18 protein-coding genes, 1 tRNA gene and 1 other RNA gene are annotated in these 21890 nt (G+C 42.0%); 6 read left to right on the top strand and 14 right to left on the bottom strand.

Translation table 11 applies throughout. The features are described 5' to 3' along the window. Positions 1–2: 2 nt before the first annotated feature. The 6 genes from fsa to ACTNC0_RS13540 form a co-directional block, all read right to left on the bottom strand. Positions 3–656 (bottom strand): fructose-6-phosphate aldolase, encoded by a 654-nt coding sequence (fsa, locus tag ACTNC0_RS13565; RefSeq protein ID WP_117676629.1) that lies wholly within the window; start codon positions 654–656, stop codon positions 3–5. Positions 657–916: 260 nt separating this feature from the next. Further along, the gene (locus tag ACTNC0_RS13560; protein ID WP_441087780.1) at positions 917–2026 is read right to left on the bottom strand and encodes a LacI family DNA-binding transcriptional regulator; all 1110 of its coding nucleotides are present in this window, start codon (positions 2024–2026) and stop codon (positions 917–919) included. Between the two features lie 52 nt (positions 2027–2078). Beyond that, positions 2079–2678, bottom strand: a complete 600-nt coding sequence (gene recR / locus ACTNC0_RS13555) for a recombination mediator RecR (RefSeq protein WP_441087779.1) — start codon at positions 2676–2678, stop codon at positions 2079–2081. Beyond that, the gene (locus tag ACTNC0_RS13550; protein WP_008706923.1) at positions 2678–3034 is read right to left on the bottom strand and encodes a YbaB/EbfC family nucleoid-associated protein; all 357 of its coding nucleotides are present in this window, start codon (positions 3032–3034) and stop codon (positions 2678–2680) included. The genes recR and ACTNC0_RS13550 overlap by 1 nt, the downstream gene beginning before the upstream one ends. 88 nt (positions 3035–3122) lie before the next feature. Then, positions 3123–4736, bottom strand: coding sequence for a DNA polymerase III subunit gamma/tau (gene dnaX, locus ACTNC0_RS13545; protein WP_441087778.1), 1614 nt, complete (start codon positions 4734–4736; stop codon positions 3123–3125). Between the two features lie 149 nt (positions 4737–4885). Beyond that, positions 4886–5968 (bottom strand): 6-phosphofructokinase, encoded by a 1083-nt coding sequence (locus ACTNC0_RS13540; RefSeq protein WP_441087777.1) that lies wholly within the window; start codon positions 5966–5968, stop codon positions 4886–4888. A gap of 455 nt (positions 5969–6423) precedes the next feature. On the opposite strand from ACTNC0_RS13540, the gene ffs reads away from it, so the two are divergent. Continuing rightward, positions 6424–6683: signal recognition particle sRNA large type (ffs, locus tag ACTNC0_RS13535), an RNA gene on the top strand. A gap of 90 nt (positions 6684–6773) precedes the next feature. On the opposite strand, the gene ACTNC0_RS13530 is transcribed toward ffs, so the two are convergent. The 3 genes from ACTNC0_RS13530 to ACTNC0_RS13520 all read right to left on the bottom strand — a co-directional run bounded on the left by ACTNC0_RS13530 (position 6774) and on the right by ACTNC0_RS13520 (position 9300). Next, complete coding sequence (locus ACTNC0_RS13530; protein ID WP_441087776.1) at positions 6774–8141, bottom strand: MATE family efflux transporter; 1368 nt, start codon at positions 8139–8141, stop codon at positions 6774–6776. A 231-nt stretch (positions 8142–8372) separates the two neighbouring features. Further along, entirely contained in the window at positions 8373–8885 is a 513-nt protein-coding gene (gene tadA, locus ACTNC0_RS13525) for a tRNA adenosine(34) deaminase TadA (RefSeq protein WP_441087775.1), read from the bottom strand. Between the two features lie 341 nt (positions 8886–9226). Continuing rightward, positions 9227–9300, bottom strand: a tRNA-Pro gene (locus ACTNC0_RS13520). Between the two features lie 399 nt (positions 9301–9699). On the opposite strand from ACTNC0_RS13520, the gene ACTNC0_RS13515 reads away from it, so the two are divergent. Beyond that, positions 9700–10635: a DUF6128 domain-containing protein gene (locus ACTNC0_RS13515; RefSeq protein WP_441087786.1), complete on the top strand. Its 936-nt coding sequence runs from the start codon at positions 9700–9702 to the stop codon at positions 10633–10635. On the opposite strand, the gene ACTNC0_RS13510 is transcribed toward ACTNC0_RS13515, so the two are convergent. From ACTNC0_RS13510 to ACTNC0_RS13490, 5 genes are all read right to left on the bottom strand, one after another. Then, on the bottom strand, positions 10606–11301 hold the full coding sequence (locus ACTNC0_RS13510; RefSeq protein ID WP_441087774.1) for an anaerobic ribonucleoside-triphosphate reductase activating protein: 696 nt from the start codon (positions 11299–11301) through the stop codon (positions 10606–10608). The two genes, ACTNC0_RS13515 and ACTNC0_RS13510, sit on opposite strands and share 30 nt — an antisense overlap. A 379-nt stretch (positions 11302–11680) precedes the next feature. Continuing rightward, positions 11681–12994 (bottom strand): PcsB-like coiled-coil domain-containing protein, encoded by a 1314-nt coding sequence (locus tag ACTNC0_RS13505; protein ID WP_441087773.1) that lies wholly within the window; start codon positions 12992–12994, stop codon positions 11681–11683. Positions 12995–13414: 420 nt separating this feature from the next. After that, the gene (gene spoVG, locus ACTNC0_RS13500) at positions 13415–13702 is read right to left on the bottom strand and encodes a septation regulator SpoVG (protein WP_291814248.1); all 288 of its coding nucleotides are present in this window, start codon (positions 13700–13702) and stop codon (positions 13415–13417) included. A 47-nt stretch (positions 13703–13749) separates the two neighbouring features. Further along, positions 13750–14868 (bottom strand): glucose-1-phosphate adenylyltransferase subunit GlgD, encoded by a 1119-nt coding sequence (gene glgD, locus ACTNC0_RS13495; RefSeq protein ID WP_117676641.1) that lies wholly within the window; start codon positions 14866–14868, stop codon positions 13750–13752. After that, entirely contained in the window at positions 14868–16142 is a 1275-nt protein-coding gene (locus tag ACTNC0_RS13490; protein WP_441087772.1) for a glucose-1-phosphate adenylyltransferase, read from the bottom strand. The genes glgD and ACTNC0_RS13490 overlap by 1 nt, the downstream gene beginning before the upstream one ends. A 488-nt stretch (positions 16143–16630) precedes the next feature. Between ACTNC0_RS13490 and murC the strand changes: the two genes are divergently transcribed. The 4 genes from murC to ACTNC0_RS13470 all read left to right on the top strand — a co-directional run bounded on the left by murC (position 16631) and on the right by ACTNC0_RS13470 (position 21883). After that, entirely contained in the window at positions 16631–18010 is a 1380-nt protein-coding gene (gene murC / locus ACTNC0_RS13485) for a UDP-N-acetylmuramate--L-alanine ligase (RefSeq protein ID WP_441087771.1), read from the top strand. Positions 18011–18575: 565 nt separating this feature from the next. Further along, positions 18576–19673 carry a DnaD domain protein gene (locus tag ACTNC0_RS13480; protein ID WP_441087770.1) on the top strand — a complete coding sequence of 366 codons (1098 nt, stop codon included), beginning with the start codon at positions 18576–18578 and terminating at the stop codon, positions 19671–19673. Positions 19674–19707: 34 nt separating this feature from the next. After that, positions 19708–20691 carry an ATP-binding protein gene (locus tag ACTNC0_RS13475; protein ID WP_441087769.1) on the top strand — a complete coding sequence of 328 codons (984 nt, stop codon included), beginning with the start codon at positions 19708–19710 and terminating at the stop codon, positions 20689–20691. Positions 20692–20695: 4 nt separating this feature from the next. Then, positions 20696–21883, top strand: a complete 1188-nt coding sequence (locus tag ACTNC0_RS13470) for a ribose-phosphate pyrophosphokinase (RefSeq protein WP_441087768.1) — start codon at positions 20696–20698, stop codon at positions 21881–21883. Positions 21884–21890: the final 7 nt, after the last annotated feature.

The raw sequence follows: 21890 nt of genomic DNA, 5'->3' as shown, positions 1-21890 counted from the left end.
CCTTATTCGCCGAATACTGCTTTATAATCGTTCTGGAATTTCACGATACCTGCATCTGTCAGAGGATGTTTTGTCATCTGTACGATTACACTGTATGGAACTGTTGCGATATCAGCACCAGCAAGTGCGCAGTCTGTTACATGGATCGGATTTCTTACGCTTGCAGCGATGATCTCTGTTTCGATTCCAGCTACTTCGAAGATCTCAGCGATCTCACGGATCAGATCTACACCTCTTGTGGAAATATCATCAAGTCTTCCAAGGAATGGAGATACATAAGTAGCGCCAGCTCTTGCAGCCAAAAGTGCCTGATTAGCTGTGAAGATCAGAGTAACGTTTGTTTTGATTCCTTCTGCTGAAAGAACTTTAACTGCTTTCAGACCTTCTACTGTCATAGGGATCTTGACAACCATGTTTGGATGGATTGCTGCGATCTCACGGCCTTCTTTGATCATGCCTTCAGCGTCTGTTGTTGTAGCTTTAACTTCACCACTGATCGGTCCGTCTACGATAGATGTGATCTCTTTGATTACTTCGTTGAAATCTCTTCCTTCTTTTGCGATAAGAGATGGGTTTGTAGTAACACCACAGATTACACCCATATCGTTAGCTGCTTTAATGTCTTCTACTTTTGCTGTGTCAATAAAAAATTTCATGATTATAATCCCTCCTGTTTTTGCTCATTCCAAGCGTTCGTTCGTTTGATGATTTCATTATAGCAAACTTCTGAGGAAGGTCAAGCGCATGAATAATTATTAATAATTTTCTTATTAATAATTATGTTTTTTATTAATACTGATTTCCTTGATAAATTATAGTCAATCCGTCTTTGAATCGTATTTCTACGGTATATCTTATCTGCAGTTTAGTTTTGAAGTTCCAAATTATTATTAATAATTTTCTACGGCGTATTTAATTAATTTTTCCCGGAAGGGTTTTTCCGGATTTTCGCATATCCGGTTGTGCGTCTGGATATGAGCTTGGGCGTGTATTCAATATTATAAAGACTGATCGGCGCTGAGTCTGTCAGCGCCCGCTCCCTTGTATCAATCTTGCGGATAATAATGTCACAAGCATCCTGGCCTTTAAGTGCTACAAAATGATCGATGGTCGTGAGAGAAATTCTCCGGATGCTGGAATAAAAAATGTTGTCACATCCGATTACAGAGACATCCCTCGGCACATGAATCTTTGCCTCATGAAGTGCATCCAGCGCCCCAATTGCCATCATGTCATTCTGACCGGCAATCGCAGTGAATTCCCTTCCCTCTTTCAAAAGTTCCATGGTAAGCTGGTAGCCCATGGAATATTCTGTATCCATTCGTGGAATTCTTGAGTCTATAGACTCATCTGCTGCCTTTATGATCACATGCTCCTTCAGTCCTTCTTTCTCAAATTCCTTTACAAAACCATTTACACGTTTACTTCTCTGCCATTGTCTTCTGGTCAGAGGCGGCGTGATAAATGCCACATCTCTGTGTCCCAGATCAAGCAGATGCCTGGCCATCATTTTTCCCACTACTGTATTATCCTGATTAATGGCATCTACCGTAGTAGTTTTCTCTTTGTTACTGATGATAACAAGAGGAATCGTCTGTGCCAGCTGTTCCACCTGCGGCTGAAAGTCCGGATTTGGATTGCAGCTGTAAATGATTCCCTGAGGCTGGATGGTGTGCATCATGCGAAGGTATTTCTCCTCCAGGCGGGCATCTCTCTGTGTATTGCAGATAAAGACACCATATCCCTGCTTGTTCGCTACTGCCTCTACTCCCTGAAGGAGCAGCACATAGTATGGACTTGTCAGAGTCGGGCAAAAGACAACGATCAGTTTTTCCTTCTTGCTGTCTTTTTTGTTTTTGCGGCCGGGAAGCTGATAACCCAATTCCCGGGCTGCCTGTTCTACCTTCTCTACTGTCTCTCTGGAAAAAGAAACATTGTATTTCTTATTCAGGACCATCGATACCGTTGCCTGGGATACGCCAGCTTTCTCTGCCACTTCAGAAGAAGTTGCTTTCTTTTTTGACAAAGTTGCTCCTCCTTTTACCAGATTTCAAAAGTTACTGCATCTGCAATAACTTTTAAAGTTCTACGCGTCCCTCGAGAGCACGCAGTAAAGTTACTTCATCAATATACTCCAGATCACCACCTACAGGAACGCCGCTTGCGATTCTGCTTACTTTGATACCGGTAGGTTTGATCAGTTTGCTGATATACATTGCCGTTGTCTCGCCCTCCAGACTGGAGTTTGTGGCAACGATCACTTCTTTTACATCATCTTTCGTCAGACGCTGCATGAGTTCTTTCAGCCTGATATCATCCGGCCCGATTCCAAGCATAGGTGAGATTGCACCATGAAGTACATGATAAACGCCGTCAAATTTGCCGGTTTTCTCATATGCGGCAAGATCTCTGGTATTCTCTACGACCATGATTACGGAATGATCTCGTTTATCATTACTGCAGATCGGGCAGATTTCTCTGTCTGTAAGCGTGTAGCAGCATTTGCAATACTGCACATTCTCTCTGGCATTGATGATCGATGAAGTAAGCTGGTCCACCTGGTCTTTCGGCATGTTCATGATGTGAAATGCCAGCCTCTGTGCTGATTTTGCCCCGATTCCCGGAAGATGGGAAAGCTGCTCGATCAGCTTATTGATATGACTGCTGTAGTATTCCATCAGAATGGAAGACCCCCGCCAAGACCGCCAAGGCCGCCTGTCAGTTTGGACATAACGGCTGTGGATTCTTCTTCAACTTTGCGAAGTGCCTCGTTTGTTGCTGCAACAATCAGGTCTTCCAGCATTTCGATATCATCAGGATCTACAACCTCTTCCTGAAGTTTTACTTTTGTAACTTCTCTTTTACCGGAGATGGTTACTTCTACAGCTCCGCCACCTGCTGTAGCTGTGAATTCTTTCTCTTCCAGTGCTTTCTGATTCTCTTCCATCTGGCGCTGCATTTTCTGCGCCTGTTTCATAAGATTATTCATATTTCCCGGCATACCCATTCCCGGGAATCCTCCACGTTTTGCCATTGTGGTATCCTCCTTTATTCTACATATTTTTGATATTACGAATTGTTCCGCAGCTATGCTTCTCCCACAATTCTTCAAATATCATTAATTATTCCAGCGGTTCATCAGGGTCTTCTTCTATAACAACATCCATATGGATGTTATCTTTTATTGCCTGATCCACTGTGATGTTCGCCAGATTCGTATGCTGATGCTGATTTGCTACCAGCATCTGGATTTCTACTGTCTTTCCTGTCTGGGCAATGATGATATCCTGAAGTTCTTTCTTTGCTTCCGGATTATCTACATAAGACTGTCCGAGGAAATCCTGAAACTCCACATAAAGAATCGGCTCTCCTGTTTCTCCATTATATTTTGGAACAGATTTCTGCAGCATTTGTTTAAACATCCCTGTCGTCTGACCTGTGATTACTCTCCAGCCCGCCACGATCTTCTGCAGATCCTCCGGTGCCGCTTTTGCCGGGGCTTTCTTAGCTGCTGTAGCAGTTGCAGCGGTATCCGCTCCTGTCGCAGATGTTCCCTGCTGCACGATCACCTGCTGCACCGGGCGCTCATCTATCCGCTGTTCCAGCACACGAAGTCTGTCCAGAACAGAATCCAGATTTGTTTCCATCGCAGGACGGCACAATTTAATCAGTGCAATTTCCACAAGGACTCTCTTCTGTGTTGCATATCGTATCTGGTTGGAAAGATCTGAAAAGATTCGAATATAACGCATCAACGTCTCCGCTTCCAGCATCGTACTTTCTTCTTTCAGAAGCTTCATATTCTCAGATGAAACGTCAATTGCTTCCTCCGGATTCTCAGAGGTCTTTACCAGAAGAAGATTTCTCATATACCACGTAAAATCTCCTACAAACTGACTCAGCTCCCTGCCGCCTACGATCAGTTCCTCCAGGATATGGATAGAACCTGTCACATCCCCCTGAATTACTTTACGCAAAAGTTTGCTGAACACTTCAGTATCAACAGCACCCAGAACTTCCAGAACTTTATCATAGGTAAGTTCCTGTCCAAGGTAAAAAGCGATACACTGGTCAAGAAGGCTCAACGCATCTCGCATAGAGCCATCCCCTGCTTTCGCCACATAGCGGACTGCTTTTTCCTCAGCAGTTACACCTTCGACCTTAAGAAGTTCATCCAGTCTGGCTGCGATCGTATCTATGGTAATTCTGTGGAAATCATACCTCTGGCATCTGGATAAAATCGTGATAGGAATCTTGTGCGCCTCTGTTGTCGCAAGGATAAACATAACGTAAGACGGCGGTTCTTCCAGTGTTTTCAGCAGGGCATTGAATGCACCCGTGGAAAGCATATGAACCTCGTCTATGATGTATACTTTATATTTACCCTCTGTCGGGCGGTAAGAAACCTCTTCTCTGATCTCTCGGATATTGTCTACACCATTGTTTGATGCAGCATCAATCTCGATCACATTCATTGCAGTTCCTGCCTGAATTGCCTTACACATGGCACATTCATTGCATGGGCTGCCATTTACGGGATGTTCACAGTTGACTGCTTTCGCCAGAATTTTGGCTACTGTTGTTTTACCGGTTCCTCTCGTTCCGCAAAACAGATATGCATGACCAATCCGGTTGTGTTTGATCTGATTTGTCAGGGTAGTCACGATGTGATCCTGGCCTTTGACATCTGCGAAATTATCCGGTCTGAATTTTCTGTAAAGAGCAGTGTAACTCATGAACAAACTCCTATCATATAACTATCTCATATCTTATTATCACAGCCGCCGCGGAAAAATTCCCGCGGCGGTCTTTTTTACACTTTAGTATCTTATATGAAAAGGTATCTTTCAGTCAAGTACTGTTTCAATACCGGACATATATTTCATCAGTCACCAAAGCTGATGCCGATCTGTTTGGCAGCAAGTACCAGCTGGTCTTTTGGTGATACCATTTTAAGTTTGCCTGCGCATTCTTCAAGCGGTACACGTTTAATCTTTCCGTTTACCACACCGATCATTACGCCATACTCGCCGTCAATGATTGCCTGTGCTGCACCTGCACCGATTCTTGTAGAAAGAACACGGTCGTACGGACAAGGTTCTCCACCTCTCTGTGTATGTCCGGGAACTGTGACACGTACTTCATTTCCAAGTTCTTTGTAAATCTGATCTGCGATCTCATAAGAAACGGACGGATATTTCTTTGCTCTTGCTTCCAGTTTTTCTTTGTATTTTTTCTTAGGAAGCTGTGCATCTTCTTTGGAGATAGCACCTTCTGCAACTGCAAGGATTGTGAAACGTTTACCTGCTTTTGCACGTTTTCGGATTGCTTCTGTAACTTTCTTGATATCGTATGGAATCTCCGGAATAAGGATAATATCTGCACCACCGGCAACACCGGCATGAAGTGTCAGGCTTCCTACTTTATGTCCCATAACTTCTACGATAAATACACGTCCATGTGAGGATGCAGTTGTATGGATACAGTCAATCGCATTTGTCGCAATGTTTACAGCACTCTGGAATCCAAATGTCATGTCTGTGCCATAAATATCATTATCAATGGTCTTCGGAAGATGAATGATGTTCAGACCTTCTTCTCTCAGAAGGTTGGCTGTTTTCTGTGTACCATTTCCACCAAGGATAACCAGGCAGTCAAGGCAGAGTTTGTAATAGGTCTGCTTCATTGCCTCAACCTTGTCCAGTCCGTTCTCATCCGGAACACGCATCAGTTTAAACGGCTGTCTGGAAGTTCCAAGAATTGTTCCGCCCTGGGTAAGGATTCCGGAGAAATCTTTGGATGTAAGCATACGGTATTTCCCATAGATAAGCCCTTTGTATCCATCGTCAAATCCATAAACCTCTAATTCGTCTACATTATTTGTCAGTCCTTTTACTACTCCTCGCATGGTAGCGTTAAGTGCCTGACAGTCACCGCCGCTGGTAAGCATACCTATTCTTTTGATCATGATCGTATCCTCCATTTCTGTGTTTTAAAAATTGTAACTGTTCAGTGCTCTCACAGTTGGCAGACTGCTGAACAGTTACTAAGAATTATCAATATCCACTACAAGACACGCCGTATATTCAAGTGTTACCATCCGTAATATTTGTTATAACACCCTAACATATCCATTTCCAGAATAATGATAGTTTATCTTTGTTTATTATATAATATTTACTCTTTTCACACAATAGCGTTGGAAAACTTTTGTGAGTAAAAAGACGTTTCGTATTACTGTTCACTGATAGTATCCTGCGAGGTGTTTTTGCATGAATATGCCAAAATCCCGAGACATACAAGCCAAAATTCCATTGCCGCAGGCAATCTGGAATGAATTTGGGCTACGTTACTGAGAACGGAGTGAACAGTAACCTCTTATTTTTCTATTGACAAACCCAGTCCCCGCCTATATAATCAAGAGTGCGCAGCCGGGGAGATAGCGGTGCCCTGTACCTGCAATCCGCTACAGCAGGGGTGATGCCAATCTGAGGCTTGTATCCTGTGGAGCTGCCCTCTATAAGTGGCGTTGACGTTTGGGTCTTACGCAACAGGAATCTGTGAACCGTGTCAGGACAGGAATGTAGCAGCACTAAGCAGAAGCTCTTGTGTGCCGTAAGGGTGCCTGGGCTGAGTTAACTGTAGAGGTAACGTCTGTGGGACCATTCCGAAGTGCGGCGCGCAAAAAAGAATATTCATGATGTGAGCCATCATATGAAATAAAAAGCATTCTGGATTTTATCTTTACGATAATCTCCTGAATGCTTTTTTCTTTAATCTTCTACAGCCTGTACGCAGCTTTTGTTTTTGTATTTCTTCATCACATGAAAATAATATGGAACTAATGGTACAAGTGCAGCAATCCAGGCTGCAGGATCAGCCATACAGACTCCTGCAAAAGAAGTATGTCCCGCGATCAGTACAACGATTCCTGCTCTTGCCGCCAGTTCGAATATGCCTCCAAGCATTGGTACAAGTCCGTATCCCATTCCCTGAAGGGTATTTCGATACAAAAAGATACTTCCAAGAAATGGATAAGCCCAGAACACTGTTCTGAAATACGTGACAGATACCTGCACTACATCCTGCTCTGATGGATCTACGAAAAGGTAGGTCATATATTTTCCAAAGAAAAACATCAGGAGCATGACAAAGATACTCCATCCCCAGATCATCAGCTGAGTATAGCGCACACCCAGTTTCACACGATCCATTTTACGGGCACCACGATTCTGTCCCACATAGGTTGCAATCGTCGCACCAAAAGCTGTAAATACTGTGGCAAAGATATTCTGAATCTTACCTGCTGCCGAGAAACCAGCCATATGTACAGGTCCGTAAATATTAACCGCACTCTGAACGATAATTGTTCCGATGGCAGTGATGGAAAACTGCAGACCCATAGGTATTCCAAGTTTCAAAAGTCTGCCAAAACTATCCCAGGATATCTCGAAGTTCTTTCTCTCCAGATGAAGAATTGGAAATCTTTTTACAATATAAATCAGACAGCATACCGCAGAAATTCCCTGTGCGATCACCGTCGCATATCCGCAGCCTTCCACGCCCATTCCAAATATAACTATAAATACAACATCAAGAATTACGTTGATCACTGCTGAGATAATAAGAAAGTACAGTGGTGATTTCGAATCTCCCAAAGCTCTTAAAAACGCCGCAAGAGCATTGTAAGCACCTGTAACAATAAGTCCGGCATAGATAATTCCCATATACGCCGTTACATCATTAAATACTTCTTCCGGAGAATTCATCAGGTGCAGAATCGGTTTATTCGCCAGACTGAATCCTATCGTCATTACAATAGAAAATGCTGCCATCAGGTAGATGGACATTGCGACATAATGTCGCATCCTGTCAAACTTTTTAGCGCCAAACATCTGCGCTACAATAATTGCAAATCCACTGCTAAGCCCATTCAGCCAGCCTGTTACAAAGAACATCACCGAACCGGTGCTTCCAATTGCCGCAAGTGCATTTACGCCGATAAATTTTCCGGCAACGATCGAGTCCGCAATGTTATAAAACTGCTGGAAAAGATTTCCCAGACACATGGGAATCATAAATTTTATGATCAGACTCACCGGATTGCCGATTGTCATATCATTTGTTGTATCTCTTTTCATTCTTTCGCCTCATTTAATTTTAGCTGATTATACACTAGTACAGCGAATATTAAGTAACTGCTATATTGACTTGTCTGATTTTTCATCTTCGGCGTTGTCGTCAATCGCCGTAGCCACCGCTACGCCTCATTCCTCCGCCTTGCAGCTGAAGAAATCATCCTGCGTCAATATAGCAGAAACTTAAATTTCGATGTACTAGTTCCTATTAACTATACTCCTGCTGCTGATTTATTAATTATTTTCCGCAAGCTTCTCCTGTTCTGATTTCTTCGCTGCTTTTTCTTGTTTCTTTTTCTCACGAAGTCTTTTGAAAAAATCAGACAGCATTGTGGAGCATTCTTCTTCCAGAACACCCTGCGTAATTTTTACCTGATGATTAAAACCATCTACCTGCAGAAGATTCATAACTGAACCCGCACAGCCTGCCTTAGCATTCATACAGCCAATCACAACTTCATCAATTCTGGACTGCACAAGCGCCCCGGAACACATCTGACATGGTTCCAGCGTCACGTACATCGTGCACCCCTCTAACCGCCAGTCACCAAGCTTTTTACTGGCTTTTCGGATTGCATTCAACTCTGCATGAGAGAGTGTGTTTTTATCTGTATTTCTTCTATTATATCCGCGTGCAATAATCTTTCCTTCATATACGATTACACTGCCAATTGGTACTTCTTCCAAAGCCTCCGCTTTCTTTGCCTGTCGGATAGCTTCTTTCATAAAACGTTCCTGATCTGTCAAGCTCTGCCTTCCTTTCCCATTTTTAACATAAAAAAAGCCCGGAGTTTCTTAACCCAAGCAAATTAAAATGTAACTTTATACGTTGAAGCTTACCCAAAGCCAAAATATAGCAAGCTTTTTCGTTTGAAATAACGATAGCAAAAATCTATTATAAAATCAACCCATTTACAAAATTTTTGCAGTCAATCGGATATTCGCAGTTATTGTTCATCGGAATAGGCTGTAAAAATTCGTGAAAAGCTTGCAAAAATTCATGAACTGGACAAACTGAAGGAAATGAGATAAAAAAAGAAAGTGCCGAGAACCTTGATTTCTCTGGCACTTTCGCTGTTTTATGCTAGTCGAAGCGACGGGATTCGAACCCACGACCTCTGCGTCCCGAACGCAGCGCTCTACCAAACTGAGCCACGCTTCGTCAATGCAAGTGATATTATATTAGTAAAATTGCAGTTTGTCAATAGATTTTTTTAAATTTTTTTAATTTTTTCGAATATTTTTTTATCATGCTCATATACATTATTGAATCTGATTTTACGGAGGGAAGATTTTGGCTGGATATCGGCGTTTTATCGCATATGTATATGACTACGAAAATGGTAAGAAAGGCAGTAACTGTGGTTTTATTAAAGTTGAGGTGAAAAATCAGCAATGTTCTGTTGAGGTACATCTGCATTGTCCGGGGCTTCCTGAAAATGTAATGTGCAGAATTTATGGATTTACGCGAAAGGATGGACTGATCAATGGTATCCTTCTGGATAGCTGTGAGACAGAGAAAGAAATTATCGAATGCCTGATCATAACAGATGCCTTGAATATGAATGAGTCTGGCATAGCGCTTGGAAAGATGGGCGGTATGGTTATTATTACTGATAATGGCGAATTCTTTGGCACAGAATGGGATGACCAGATAATCCGGCCTGAAAATTTCCGCGAATTGAAAGCAGAATCTTCATCAGATGTTTCCGCTTCTCCTATTGATAAAACATCACATACATCAGATAGTCCTGCCCGCTCTTCAGGCACCCCTGTCAGCGATACTTCACGTACATCAGATACTCTTGTCAATGAGATTTTATACACATCTGATGCGCCTATCGATGAGAATTCACCCAATATGGCAGATATAAACTCCGACAATATTGACACAAGTTTCAATGTTTCTGCTCTTGCTAACATTTCTGATTCTTCTTTCACTGCCACTATACAAGAAATCCCAATACCACCCGAAGTTTCTGAAATACAAACAAAATCACAAGATATATTCACAGAAGCCCCAAGATCTGTAAATGCCTCAGAAAATAATACATCTACAATATCTCCAGATTACATAGGGCATAATAAACCAAATGCATCTATTATATCTGTAGATTCTCCCAAGAATGCTATCGATGAAGGCGAAATATCTAAAAGCAAAGATTCTTCTGAGTTTTTCCCATTCTCAGATGGCGAAATTGCAACAGCATGGAAGATTCATCTTAACGATTTAAAACGTTTCCCACGTCAATACTGTGCATTGCGCAATAACCGTTTTATCCAGTATGGACATTATAATTTCGGGCATTTGCTTTTGGGGCAGAAAAATAATGGGCAATATATTCTGGGGGTTCCGGGCAGTTATAATCAGCAGGAGCGTTTTATGGCAAATATGTTTGGTTTTCCGTATTTCAAAGAAAGCGATTATATAGAATTGTCAAAAGCTCGAGGCGGCTACTGGTATCGTTTAATCGATGCCCCGGATTCCCACCGATAAAATTGTCTTCTGAAGAATTTTCCGGAACCCCTGAAGCTCTTCAAAAGTGTAACTTCCATATCCAGGTCTCAGGACTCCGTCCGAGTCCTTATAGGCCTGGAGGTAATATTCTTTCGCTCCCTTAAGCCACTCTGCAATTTCTTCAAAATCTTTCTGCGTATGCAGTTCCCGCACAACTGTAGTCCGAAATTCATAGTCCAGTTTTCCATGAAGTAAAAAGTCCGCTGTCTCAAAGATACTGTCCATGTATGGTTTCTCAATTCCTGTCAGATTTCTATAATTATCGGGACAGGCCTTAATATCCATCGCCACCTTATCAATCAGTCCTGCCTCTGCCAGATGTTTCACTATCTCCGGACGTGAACCATTCGTGTCCAGTTTGACAGCATATCCCAGTTCTTTTATCTTCACTATAAACTCTTCCAGCCCGTCAGACAGGGTCGGCTCACCGCCTGAGATACAGACACCGTCAAGAATGCCTTTTCTCTTTTGTAAAAATGCCAGAAGTTCTTCCTGGGCATAATCCGGCTGTTCCCCAGGCGCTGTTACCAGCACACTGTTCTGGCAAAATGGACAGCGGAAATTGCAGCCTCCCAGAAATATGGTACTGGCTACTTTTCCCGGATAATCTAATAATGTTGTTTTATTAAAACCACAGATTCTCATTTTTTATCTCCATTTTAATAGAATCAGGCAAATTCTCTGCTTAAATTACCAAAGCTGTAAACCGTAATCGGCAACTTACCTGTCAAATTATAAAATATACGTAACTGTTCAGTACCTTCACAGTTACGAGTCAAAATCCATTAAAAATCGCCTTCGGCGATGGGATTTTGACTTGTATGTCTCGGGATTTTGGCATGTTCATGCCAAAACACCTCGCGGGATAGTAGACTGCTGAATAGTTACAAATATACTAATAATTTTAACATTAAGCTATCCAACACACAAGGCAGGTAAAAAATAACAGCAAAAAACAAAGAGAATCCTGTTTTATCAGGATTCTCCAAATCTTTCATATTCTATATCAGAATCATCTCTGTCTTTAGTTCAGCTGATAAACCTCCGCTGACTGAAGACCAAAGCTTAATGCTTCTGAATGGCTGTTGAAGTAAATATCCACATGTCCATAAGGTGTTCCCAGATCTTCTACTGTATAGACGTTTCCGTTGATCAGAAGCTGTGTTCCAAATGGAACGCCTGCCATAGCTACTGTACGTCCTGCCGTCGGAACTGTTCCGCTGGCTGTCAGGTTACCTGCTGTGCCACAACACTGTGCGCAGTTACAATATGCAGTCAGTGTAAAGTTACCAAGATATTTTCCCTGACTGGAGTCTGCGCTCTCTGAAGATGACTGGCTGTCATCTGATACAGAACTGTCGGATGTATCTTCACTGCTGTCTGTGCTTTCTTCATAAGAAGAATCACTGTCTTCGCTATAAGAATCTTCTGAAACTGTATCTTCTGACGATTCCTCCTCTGAATATGTATCTCCTGACTCCTCTGTATCATAGGAATCTTCTTCGTAATCTTCAGAATCGGAGTTCTCTTCTTCGCTCTGTTCCTGTGCTGCCGCTGCTTCTGCCTCGGCCTGCGCCTGAGCTGCTTCTCTGGCAGCTTTCTCTTCTTCTGCCTGTTGTACCAGCCGGGCAATGCTGTTGTCCGCATTATTAATCTCTGCTGTCAGTGCTGCTGCCTCTTCCTGGCTGGCGCTGATCTGACTTACATAAGAAGAGATATTATCACTGGTACTTGCCGCAAGTTCCTGAACCTCCTGCTGCTTGGATGCTCTTTCTGCAAGGAGTTCATCAATAGAAGCTTTCTCCTCTTTTGCAGTAGTTTCCTGATCCTTTATTGTATTCTGGAGGTTCTCGCATTTCTCCAGCATATTTCTGTCATACTGCGAAATCTTTGCAACGTTCTCAGCATTGTTAAGAAACTCTGACAGGTCTTTAGATGACAGCAATGTTGTCAGTGCAGATGTACCGCCATTCTCATACATATACTGGATACGAAGTTTCATATCGTCATACTGTTTATTTAACGCTTTCTTTGCTTTCTTTAATTCTGTGTGAAGCTGATTCAGTTCATTCTCTTTCTCTCCCGCCTGTATGCTGAGTTCTGAGATTGCGTTGGTCAGATCTTCATACTGTGTATTTAAATCAGACAGATAGTTCTCCAGTTCCTGCTTCTTGCTCTCAAGGCTGTCAATATTCGCCTGTGCCTGAGCAAGTCCGGCTTCTGCTTCCTGTTTCTGAGCCTGCATATCAGCGATCGCATCTTCTGTTGCATATACAGTTGTTCCCATGGAAAAAGTAAGCATTGCTGCCAGCAGTAATGAAAAAACTTTTTTCTTCATAAATTAATCACCTTTCTCGTTAATCTGAAATCCAGTATAACATATTTCGTAAAAAAATCAACACTTTTTATTAACTTCTGTAATAATTACGTAATATTTCACAATTGTCAATCGGATATTCGCAATCCGCTTTCGCTACTTGCTCATAACCGAATAACTGCTCCGCAGTTTATCAGGAGGGGCTTGTACCCCTCCTGATACAAGCAAGTCCCACCCACTGCTTATTGCTCCTCGCAATTGAAGCAGGGGACTTACTTGATTCGGTTAAATGCCACTAAAAAGAAGCCCGCACGACAGGACTTTTTTAACAGGAGATCACGGCAAATTTCTATCACGCAAAAAACAGACACCATCTCATCTCTGAGACAATGCCTGTTCCTCTTAACCTATTTTCAGTATTTCACGTTTATTCTTTACCAGTTATTCTGCAGCCGCTGCTTCTTCTGGCTCTGCGTCCATGACTTCCTGGTATTTCTCCAGAATAATTGTCTGGATTCTGTCACGTGTTCCGGAATTGATCGGGTGCGCGATATCGCGATATTCTCCGTCAGTTGCCTTGCGGCTTGGCATAGCGATAAATAATCCTTTTTCTCCTTCAATTACCTTAATATCATGTACTACAAATTCATCGTCAATTGTAATGGAAACAACTGCCTTCATCTTTCCTTCTTTTGCTACCTTTCTCACACGCACGTCAGTAATATTCATGATATATTAGCTCCTTTCGATTTTACCGAATCTATCCGGCTTTTTACTTATAATACATATCTGTCATTTTTCTCCACGACGATCTTCACTTCTCCCTCGCCGCAGTAATACGAATTTGCACGAATAGTATCTCGGCTTTCAACAATGCAGTTCTCAATATGGGTATTATCGCCCAGATATACATTGTTTAAAATTACAGAGTTCTTAATAACGCAGTTATTTCCTACAAATACGTCTTTAAAAAGAACGGAATTCTCTACCGTACCGTTAATGATACATCCGCTGGCAACCAGGCTGTTCTTAACCTGTGCTCCCGGATTATATTTTGCAGGTGGCAGGTCATCAATCTTTGTCTTAATCGTTGGTTCCTGTTTGAAGAAATAATTTCTGATCTCCGGTTTCAGGAAATCCATGTTTGTCTTGTAATATGCTTCTGCTGTAGAAATATTGCTCCAGTATTTATCAATCTTATATCCGTAGATTCTCTTAAGATTCTTATAACGGATCAGGATATCCTGGACGAAATCATGACGTCCTTCCTGTGCAGCTCTCTCGATAAGCTCGATCAGCTGTCTTCTTCGGATAACATAAATACCTGTTGAAATTGTATTATAGGAAGAAACCATTGGTTTCTCTTCAAATTCTTCAATCCTGCAGTCTTCGTTCATGCGCAGAACACCAAATCTCTCGATTTCATTCGGATCATCACAGGTAGTACATACAACTGTAACGTCTGCACGTTTGGCAATATGATATTCAAGAACTTTATTGTAGTCCATCTTATAGATACAATCTCCGGATGCAATTACAACATATGGCTCATGACTACTCTTAAGGAACTGCAGGTTCTGATAGATTGCATCTGCTGTTCCCTGATACCAGAGGCTGTTCTCCTTTGTGATGGTAGGTGTAAATACAAAAAGACCACCCTGTTTTCGTCCGAAATCCCACCATTTGGATGAACTTAAATGTTCATTCAGGGAACGGGCATTGTACTGTGTCAGAACAGCAACTTTCTGGATATGAGAACTTGCCATGTTGCTCAGTGCGAAGTCAATGCTCCTGTAGCTTCCGGCTATCGGCATTGCCGCAATCGCTCTCTTATTTGATAATTCTCTCATGCGGTTATTATTACCGCCTGCCAAAATAATACCTATTGCTCTCATTATTTGTCACCGTCCTTTGCTGCAATTACCTGTCCGCCGGCCAGTCCACCATCCGGATAATCCTCAGGTGTAGTAATTCCTGATATTGCTGTATTCTTGCCAATTCTTACATTATCCGGAATCACACTGCGCTCACCGACAGTAGCGATTCCAAATGAATATACTGCAGGTTTCAGCACGTTCGGTGCTTCCTCTCCGCATCCCAATACAACATTATTTCCGATTGTAACATCCTCGGCAATGATTGCTTTATCCATCCGTACACCCTCTCCGATCGTTGAGTTACGCATAATGATAGAATCGCGGATCACACTGCCCTTTCCGATCACAACATTCGGTCCGATTACTGAATTATGTACTTCTCCGTAAATCTCCGCGCCCTCTCCGATCAGACATCTGTCAGTAACAGCTTCTGCGGAAATATACTGCGGCGGGATGATATCTCCCTTTGTATAAATCTTCCAGAATTCTTCGTACAGATTAAATTCCGGAATGATATCGATCAGTTCCATATTGGCTTCCCAATAAGAGCCAAGTGTTCCTACGTCCTTCCAGTATCCATTGTATTCATAGGCAAAAAGTCTCTCACCTTTCTCCTTACAATATGGAAGAACATGTTTACCAAAGTCACAGCTACCCTGTTCCTTCAAAGTCATCAGCGCTTCTTTTAAAGCAGGCCAGCTGAAAATATAGATACCCATGGATGCCAGATTACTGCTTGGATGCTCCGGTTTCTCTTCGAACTCTGTGATTCTTCCCATCTCATCTGTTACCATGATACCAAAACGGCTTGCTTCCTCAATAGGAACCGGCATACAGGCGATTGTCACGTCCGCTTTATTCGCTTTATGGAAATCAAGCATCACTTCGTAATCCATCTTATAGATATGGTCACCGGATAAGATCAGAACGTAATCCGGGTTATACTGTTCCATATAATCCATATTCTGGAAGATCGCATTGGCCGTTCCTGTATACCACTCACTGCTGGTACTCTTCTCGTAAGGTGGAAGTACTGTTACACCACCTTCATTTCTGTCAAGATCCCACGGAATACCGATGCCAATATGTGTATTAAGCCTGAGAGGCTGATACTGTGTTAATACGCCTACTGTATCGATACCCGAATTAATGCAGTTACTTAACGGAAAATCTATGATGCGGTATTTTCCGCCAAAAGAAACTGCAGGTTTTGCTACTTTTTCTGTCAGTACACCCAGTCTGCTGCCCTGGCCGCCAGCTAGAAGCATGGCTATCATTTCTTTCTTAATCATGCAATCACCTCTTGTTGTAATTATGATTATTTAATTATAGCACACTTCCTCCCGATAGTGAACATTATTTACAATTTTTGTTTTATATATTTGTTTTTTTTATTGTTTTTGTACACGTTTTTTTATTTATCTGTTGTGTTTCTTCCCATATAGTTATGCATTTTTTATATATATAGTGTCGTTTTTTGTATTTTTTTATCATGTAGGACATACTTAAAGAAGCTCTTTTCATTTTCAGACGTAGGGAGTATAATGAGTTAAATATGTTACTGTTCACTCTGTTCTCAGTAACACGCTTCGCGATGCAGGAAATATGAACCTCCTTGCGCAAAGCCCAAAGAGTATCGTTTGCTTCGCAAACTTATTTATGCTATTCGCATAAATTCGCGCAATATATCTCGGAATTTTAACATTTTTATGTCAAAACATCTCGCGGGATAGTGGTGTGTGAGTAGTAACTTAAATATATTTAATAAGGAGATTATAGAATGTATCAGATAGATTTTCATAAACCGCTTCATATACACTTTATCGGTATCGGCGGAATCAGTATGAGCGGACTGGCTGAGATTCTTCTCGGAGAAAACTTTGTTATCTCCGGTTCAGACTCCAAATCCAGCCCTCTTACTCAGGCACTTGAACAAAAAGGAGCTACTGTTTACTACGGTCAGCGCGCCTCAAATATCACAGACAACGTAGATGTTGTCGTATACACTGCAGCTATCCATCCTGACAATCCGGAATTTGCCTGTGCAAAGGAAAAAGGACTTCCTATGCTTACACGTGCAGAACTTCTCGGACAGATCATGCGAAATTATGATACACCGATTGCTATTTCCGGAACTCATGGAAAAACTACCACAACCTCTATGGTATCTCATATTCTTCTTGCAGGAGACTGTGATCCTACGATCAGCGTCGGCGGTATCCTTCCGGCTATCGGCGGCAATATCCGGGTTGGCGAATCTGAAACATTTGTCACAGAAGCCTGTGAATATACCAACAGCTTCCTGAGCTTTTTTCCGAAGATCAGTATTATCCTGAACATGGATGCTGACCATCTGGATTTCTTTAAGGATATTGATGACATTCGTCATTCTTTCCGTCGTTTTGCAGAACTTCTTCCTGCTGACGGCACACTAATCATTAACGCTGATACGCCTAAATATGAAGACATTATCCGCGATCTTCCATGTAATGTGATCACTTATGGTCTGGAACACGATGCCGATTATCAGGCAGCTGATATCACTTATGATAAATATGGACATGCATCCTTCTCTGTTCTTCGTAATGGTGTAAAAGTTGGCAGCTATTACCTGAAAGTGCCGGGCATCCACAATGTTTCCAATGCTCTGGCAGCTATCGCTCTTGGTCATCTTCTTGATCTTTCCGAAGAAGTGATCATTAAGGGACTTGGAAGCTTCACAGGAACAGACCGCCGTTTCCAGTATAAAGGTGAAGTTGCAGGCGTTACTATCGTAGACGATTATGCACACCATCCGACAGAGATCGAGGCTACTCTTCATGCAGCGCACAATTATCCACACAAGAAATTATGGTGCGTATTCCAGCCTCATACATATACACGTACCAAAGCGCTCCTTCCGGAATTCGCCAAGGCACTGAGTCTGGCAGACCATGTAGTGGTTGCAGATATTTATGCTGCAAGAGAAACAGATACTCTTGGTATTTCCTCTGAGGATCTGCAGAAACGAATTCAGGAACTTGGAACTCCATGTGAATACTTCCCGACATTTGACGAGATTGAGAATTATCTTCTTTCTAACTGTCAGGATGGCGATTTGCTCATCACTATGGGTGCGGGAGATGTCGTAAATATCGGAGAGCAGCTGCTTGGTAAATAATGCCGGCAGATTATAAGATTTTTTCTTAATATTAGATGATTGTTAAAGTCCTCGGCTTATTGCCGGGGATTTTTCTATTGTAAATGCAGGCTTTTACTGAATGCCATGATTCTTTGAAAAAAGTTATAAACAATTTATCCCCCTTTGTATTACGCATATTTATGCATATTTGAGCGACTTATCCACATTATCCACATTGTTATACACATTTTTATCCGCTTAAATATGTGGACTTATATGTGTACAAGTCACTTTACATAATTCGACTTCATTTATCCCTGTGATACATCATTTTTCTATAAAATTTGCCATTTTTCTAGTTTCCGATAATATATAAACAATTTCACCTTTCCACATTATCCACATTATCCACATTCAAATGTGGAAGAAATCTCAGGCCAAAATCCCCTATTCTCTTTTAAAAAATCTTGTGCTATAATTCAGGTTATCATTCAGGGTGTTACTGTTGACTCCGTTCAATACCATACTTCGCGTCACACAGTAACTTTGAATTACGCAAAACAACCGATAAACTGTAGCTTATTAAGAAAGAGAGTGGAGATTCATGGCTATGATCACATTACAGAATTCCCGCAATGCGGAAGTGACTGTATTAACAAACAATTTCATAGACAACTATATGCCCGAAGCCAACGGAGAATTTGTAAAAGTATACATCTATCTTCTGAGGCTTCTTTCTGACGCATCCGTACCTTTCAGCCTGGAGCAGATGGCAGATCACTTCTTCTGTACAGAAAGAGATATTGTCCGCGCCCTGAAATATTGGGAAAAGGTAAATCTCCTTACCCTGACTTACAGAAGCAACGAAGACATTACGGACATTACTCTGAACGTACCGCCTGTTAAATCTGACGTTTCTGATTCATCAAAACCAGCTGTTCAGACAGTTTCTGTTGCAAAAGATACTGTCGCCCAGTCATCTGATGTTTCAGTTCCGTCCACAAAGCCGGCCGCCAGATCAGCTTCTTCACTCTCACCAGACCGTATAAAAGAATTAAAGCAGAACGATGAGATCGTGCAGCTCCTTTATATTGCAGAACAATATCTCGGTAAAACACTCACACCTACTGAAATGAAGAAAATCTTATTCTTCTATGATGAGCTGAAGTTTTCACCGGATCTGATTGAATATCTGATTGAGTATAGCGTCAGCCGCGGACATAAGAGCATCCGGTACATAGAAACTGTCGCTCTTGCATGGGCAGATGAAGGAATCACCACTGTCACTATGGCAAAAGAATCTAACTCCCGTTATGCAAAAGAATACTTCACTATCTTTAAATCTATGGGAATCAGCGGCCGAAATCCAGTAGATACAGAGATTTCTCTTATGAATACCTGGCTTAATGATTATGGCTTTTCTATGGATATTATTCAGGAGGCTTGCAGCCGTACAGTCCTCTCCACCGGACAGCCAAGTTTCCAGTATGCGGATAAAATTCTTTCCGGATGGAAAGATAAAAATGTCCGCACATTAGCTGATGTCCGTCTTCTTGATGCACAGCACCAGCGTCAGAAACTGGAGAAAAAGGCACAGAAGAAAGCCGCCTCGCCTAAGCCGGCTGCTACAAATCGTTTTAATAATTTCCATCAGCGGGAATATGATTTTAGTGAATATGAGAAAAAATTGCTGAATCAATAGATGTTTTGCATAACAAAAGAAAGGGTGCAGCATTATGCCTTTACAGAATTATCAGTATGATACAATTATGAGGGAATACAGCAAGACGCAATCACAAAACCGCCGCATTCTCGAAGAACGCACACAGGAAATTTATGAGAAGATTCCCCGTATCCGCGAGATAGATGAGGAAGTTGCAACTTTAAGTGCCAGAAAGGCAAGAGCACTCTTAAGTGGAGAATCTTCCAGTCTCGAGGATCTCAAGGCGGCAATTTCTCTTTTGTCTCAGGAGCGCAATGCTCTGCTTGTATGTAATTCCTATCCGGAGGATTATCTGGAACTTCCTTATAAGTGTCCGATATGCCAGGATACAGGCTATGTGGGCAGTCAGAAATGTACCTGTTTTAAGAAAGCAGAGATTGAGCTGCTCTACACACAGTCCAATTTAAAAGAAATTCTCAAAAAAGAAAACTTTGATCACTTTTCTTTTGATTACTATTCTGATACAATGAAGAACGAAACCACAGGGCTGACCGAAAGGGAGACAGCCAAAAGGGCTTATGATATAGCCAGAGGGTTCGTGAGAAATTTTGATGATTCTTTCGAGAATCTGTTTCTTTACGGCGATACCGGTGTAGGCAAGACTTTTCTTTCCCACTGTATTGCTCATAAGCTTCTGGAATCAGCACACTGCGTAATGTATTTTTCCGCATTTGACCTGTTTGATCTGCTGGCAGAATCCAAATTTTCCAGAGAGAAAACAGAGGGCGAGGAATTTGTATTTGACAGTGATCTGCTGATTATCGACGACCTGGGAACCGAACTTACCAACAGCTTTGTCTCTTCCCAGCTGTTTTTGTGCATAAACGAACGTATCATGCGCAGGAAGTCTACGATCATATCAACAAATCTGAAACTGGAAAATTTCTCGGATACTTATTCCGAGCGAACTTTTTCGCGAATCGCCAGCAATTACCGCATGGTTAAACTGGAAGGAAAGGATATCCGTATACAGAAAATTTTTTTAGGAGGAAAATAAAATCATGGCACAGGCAACAACTAAAGATTTAACTACACTTCCGGTGGGCAGACTTGGTCTGATCCCTCTGATCAGCTGTAAGGATCTGGGTGAGAAAGTAAACGAATGGCTGGTGCAGTGGCGCAAGGAACGCAGCCACGAAGAGCTTGATTCTTTTGCATTCGAGGGATATCAGAGAGATTCCTATCTGATCCCGGTTCAGACAGCACGTTTCGGTTCCGGTGAAGCGAAATGCACGATCATGGAATCCGTACGTGGTGATGATATCTATCTGATGGTTGATGTATGTAACTACAGTGTTACCTATAATATTGGACCGTATGAGAATCTTATGTCCCCTGATGACCATTTTCAGGATCTGAAACGTGTTATCGGCGCTATCGGCGGAAAGGCCCGCAGAGTAAACGTTATCATGCCATATCTGTATGAAAGCCGCCAGAATATCCGCAGCGGCAGAGAGTCCCTGGACTGCGCAACAGCACTTCAGGAACTTGTAAGCATGGGTGTAGAGAACATCATTACATTCGATGCACATGACGCTCGTGTACAGAATGCAACACCTCTGCATGGATTTGAAACAGTGCAGCCATCCTATCAGTTCATCAAGGCTCTTCTCAAAAACGAAGAAGGACTGCATATTGACAATAATCACTTTATGATTATCAGCCCTGATGAGGGAAGTATGAATCGTGCAATTTATCTTGCCAACATTCTTGGTGTTGATATGGGTATGTATTATAAACGTCTTGACTACTCCAAGAGAATCAACGGACGTCATCCGATCGCAGCTTACGAATTCCTTGGACCAAACCTTAAAGGCAAGGATATGATTCTGATCGATGATATGATTTCCTCCGGTGATACAGTTCTTAAGATTTCTTCTCTTCTTAAAGAAAGAGGCGCCGGCAGAATTTATATCTGTTCTACTTTCGGACTGTTCACAGATGGACTTGAGAAATTTGACGAAGCTCATAAAGCAGGTGTGTTTGACAAACTGCTTACCACAAACCTGATCTACCAGTCTCCTGAGCTTCTCGCAAAAGACTATTATATCTCCTGCGATATGAGTAAATATATTGCCCTGATCATTGATACTCTGAATCATGACCAGTCCGTCAGCCATCTGCTCAACCCGGTTGACAGAATCAACCGTTGTGTAAGCAATTACATGGCTCAGTATGAGGAAAAATAATAACTAA

It is taken from the genome of Blautia sp. HCP3S3_B11 (assembly GCF_052064435.1).
In the GTDB taxonomy this organism is placed as follows: Bacteria; Bacillota; Clostridia; order Lachnospirales; family Lachnospiraceae; genus Blautia_A.
The sequence above is the reverse complement of the archived record's forward strand: the minus strand, read 5'-3'. Positions and strand labels throughout refer to the sequence as shown.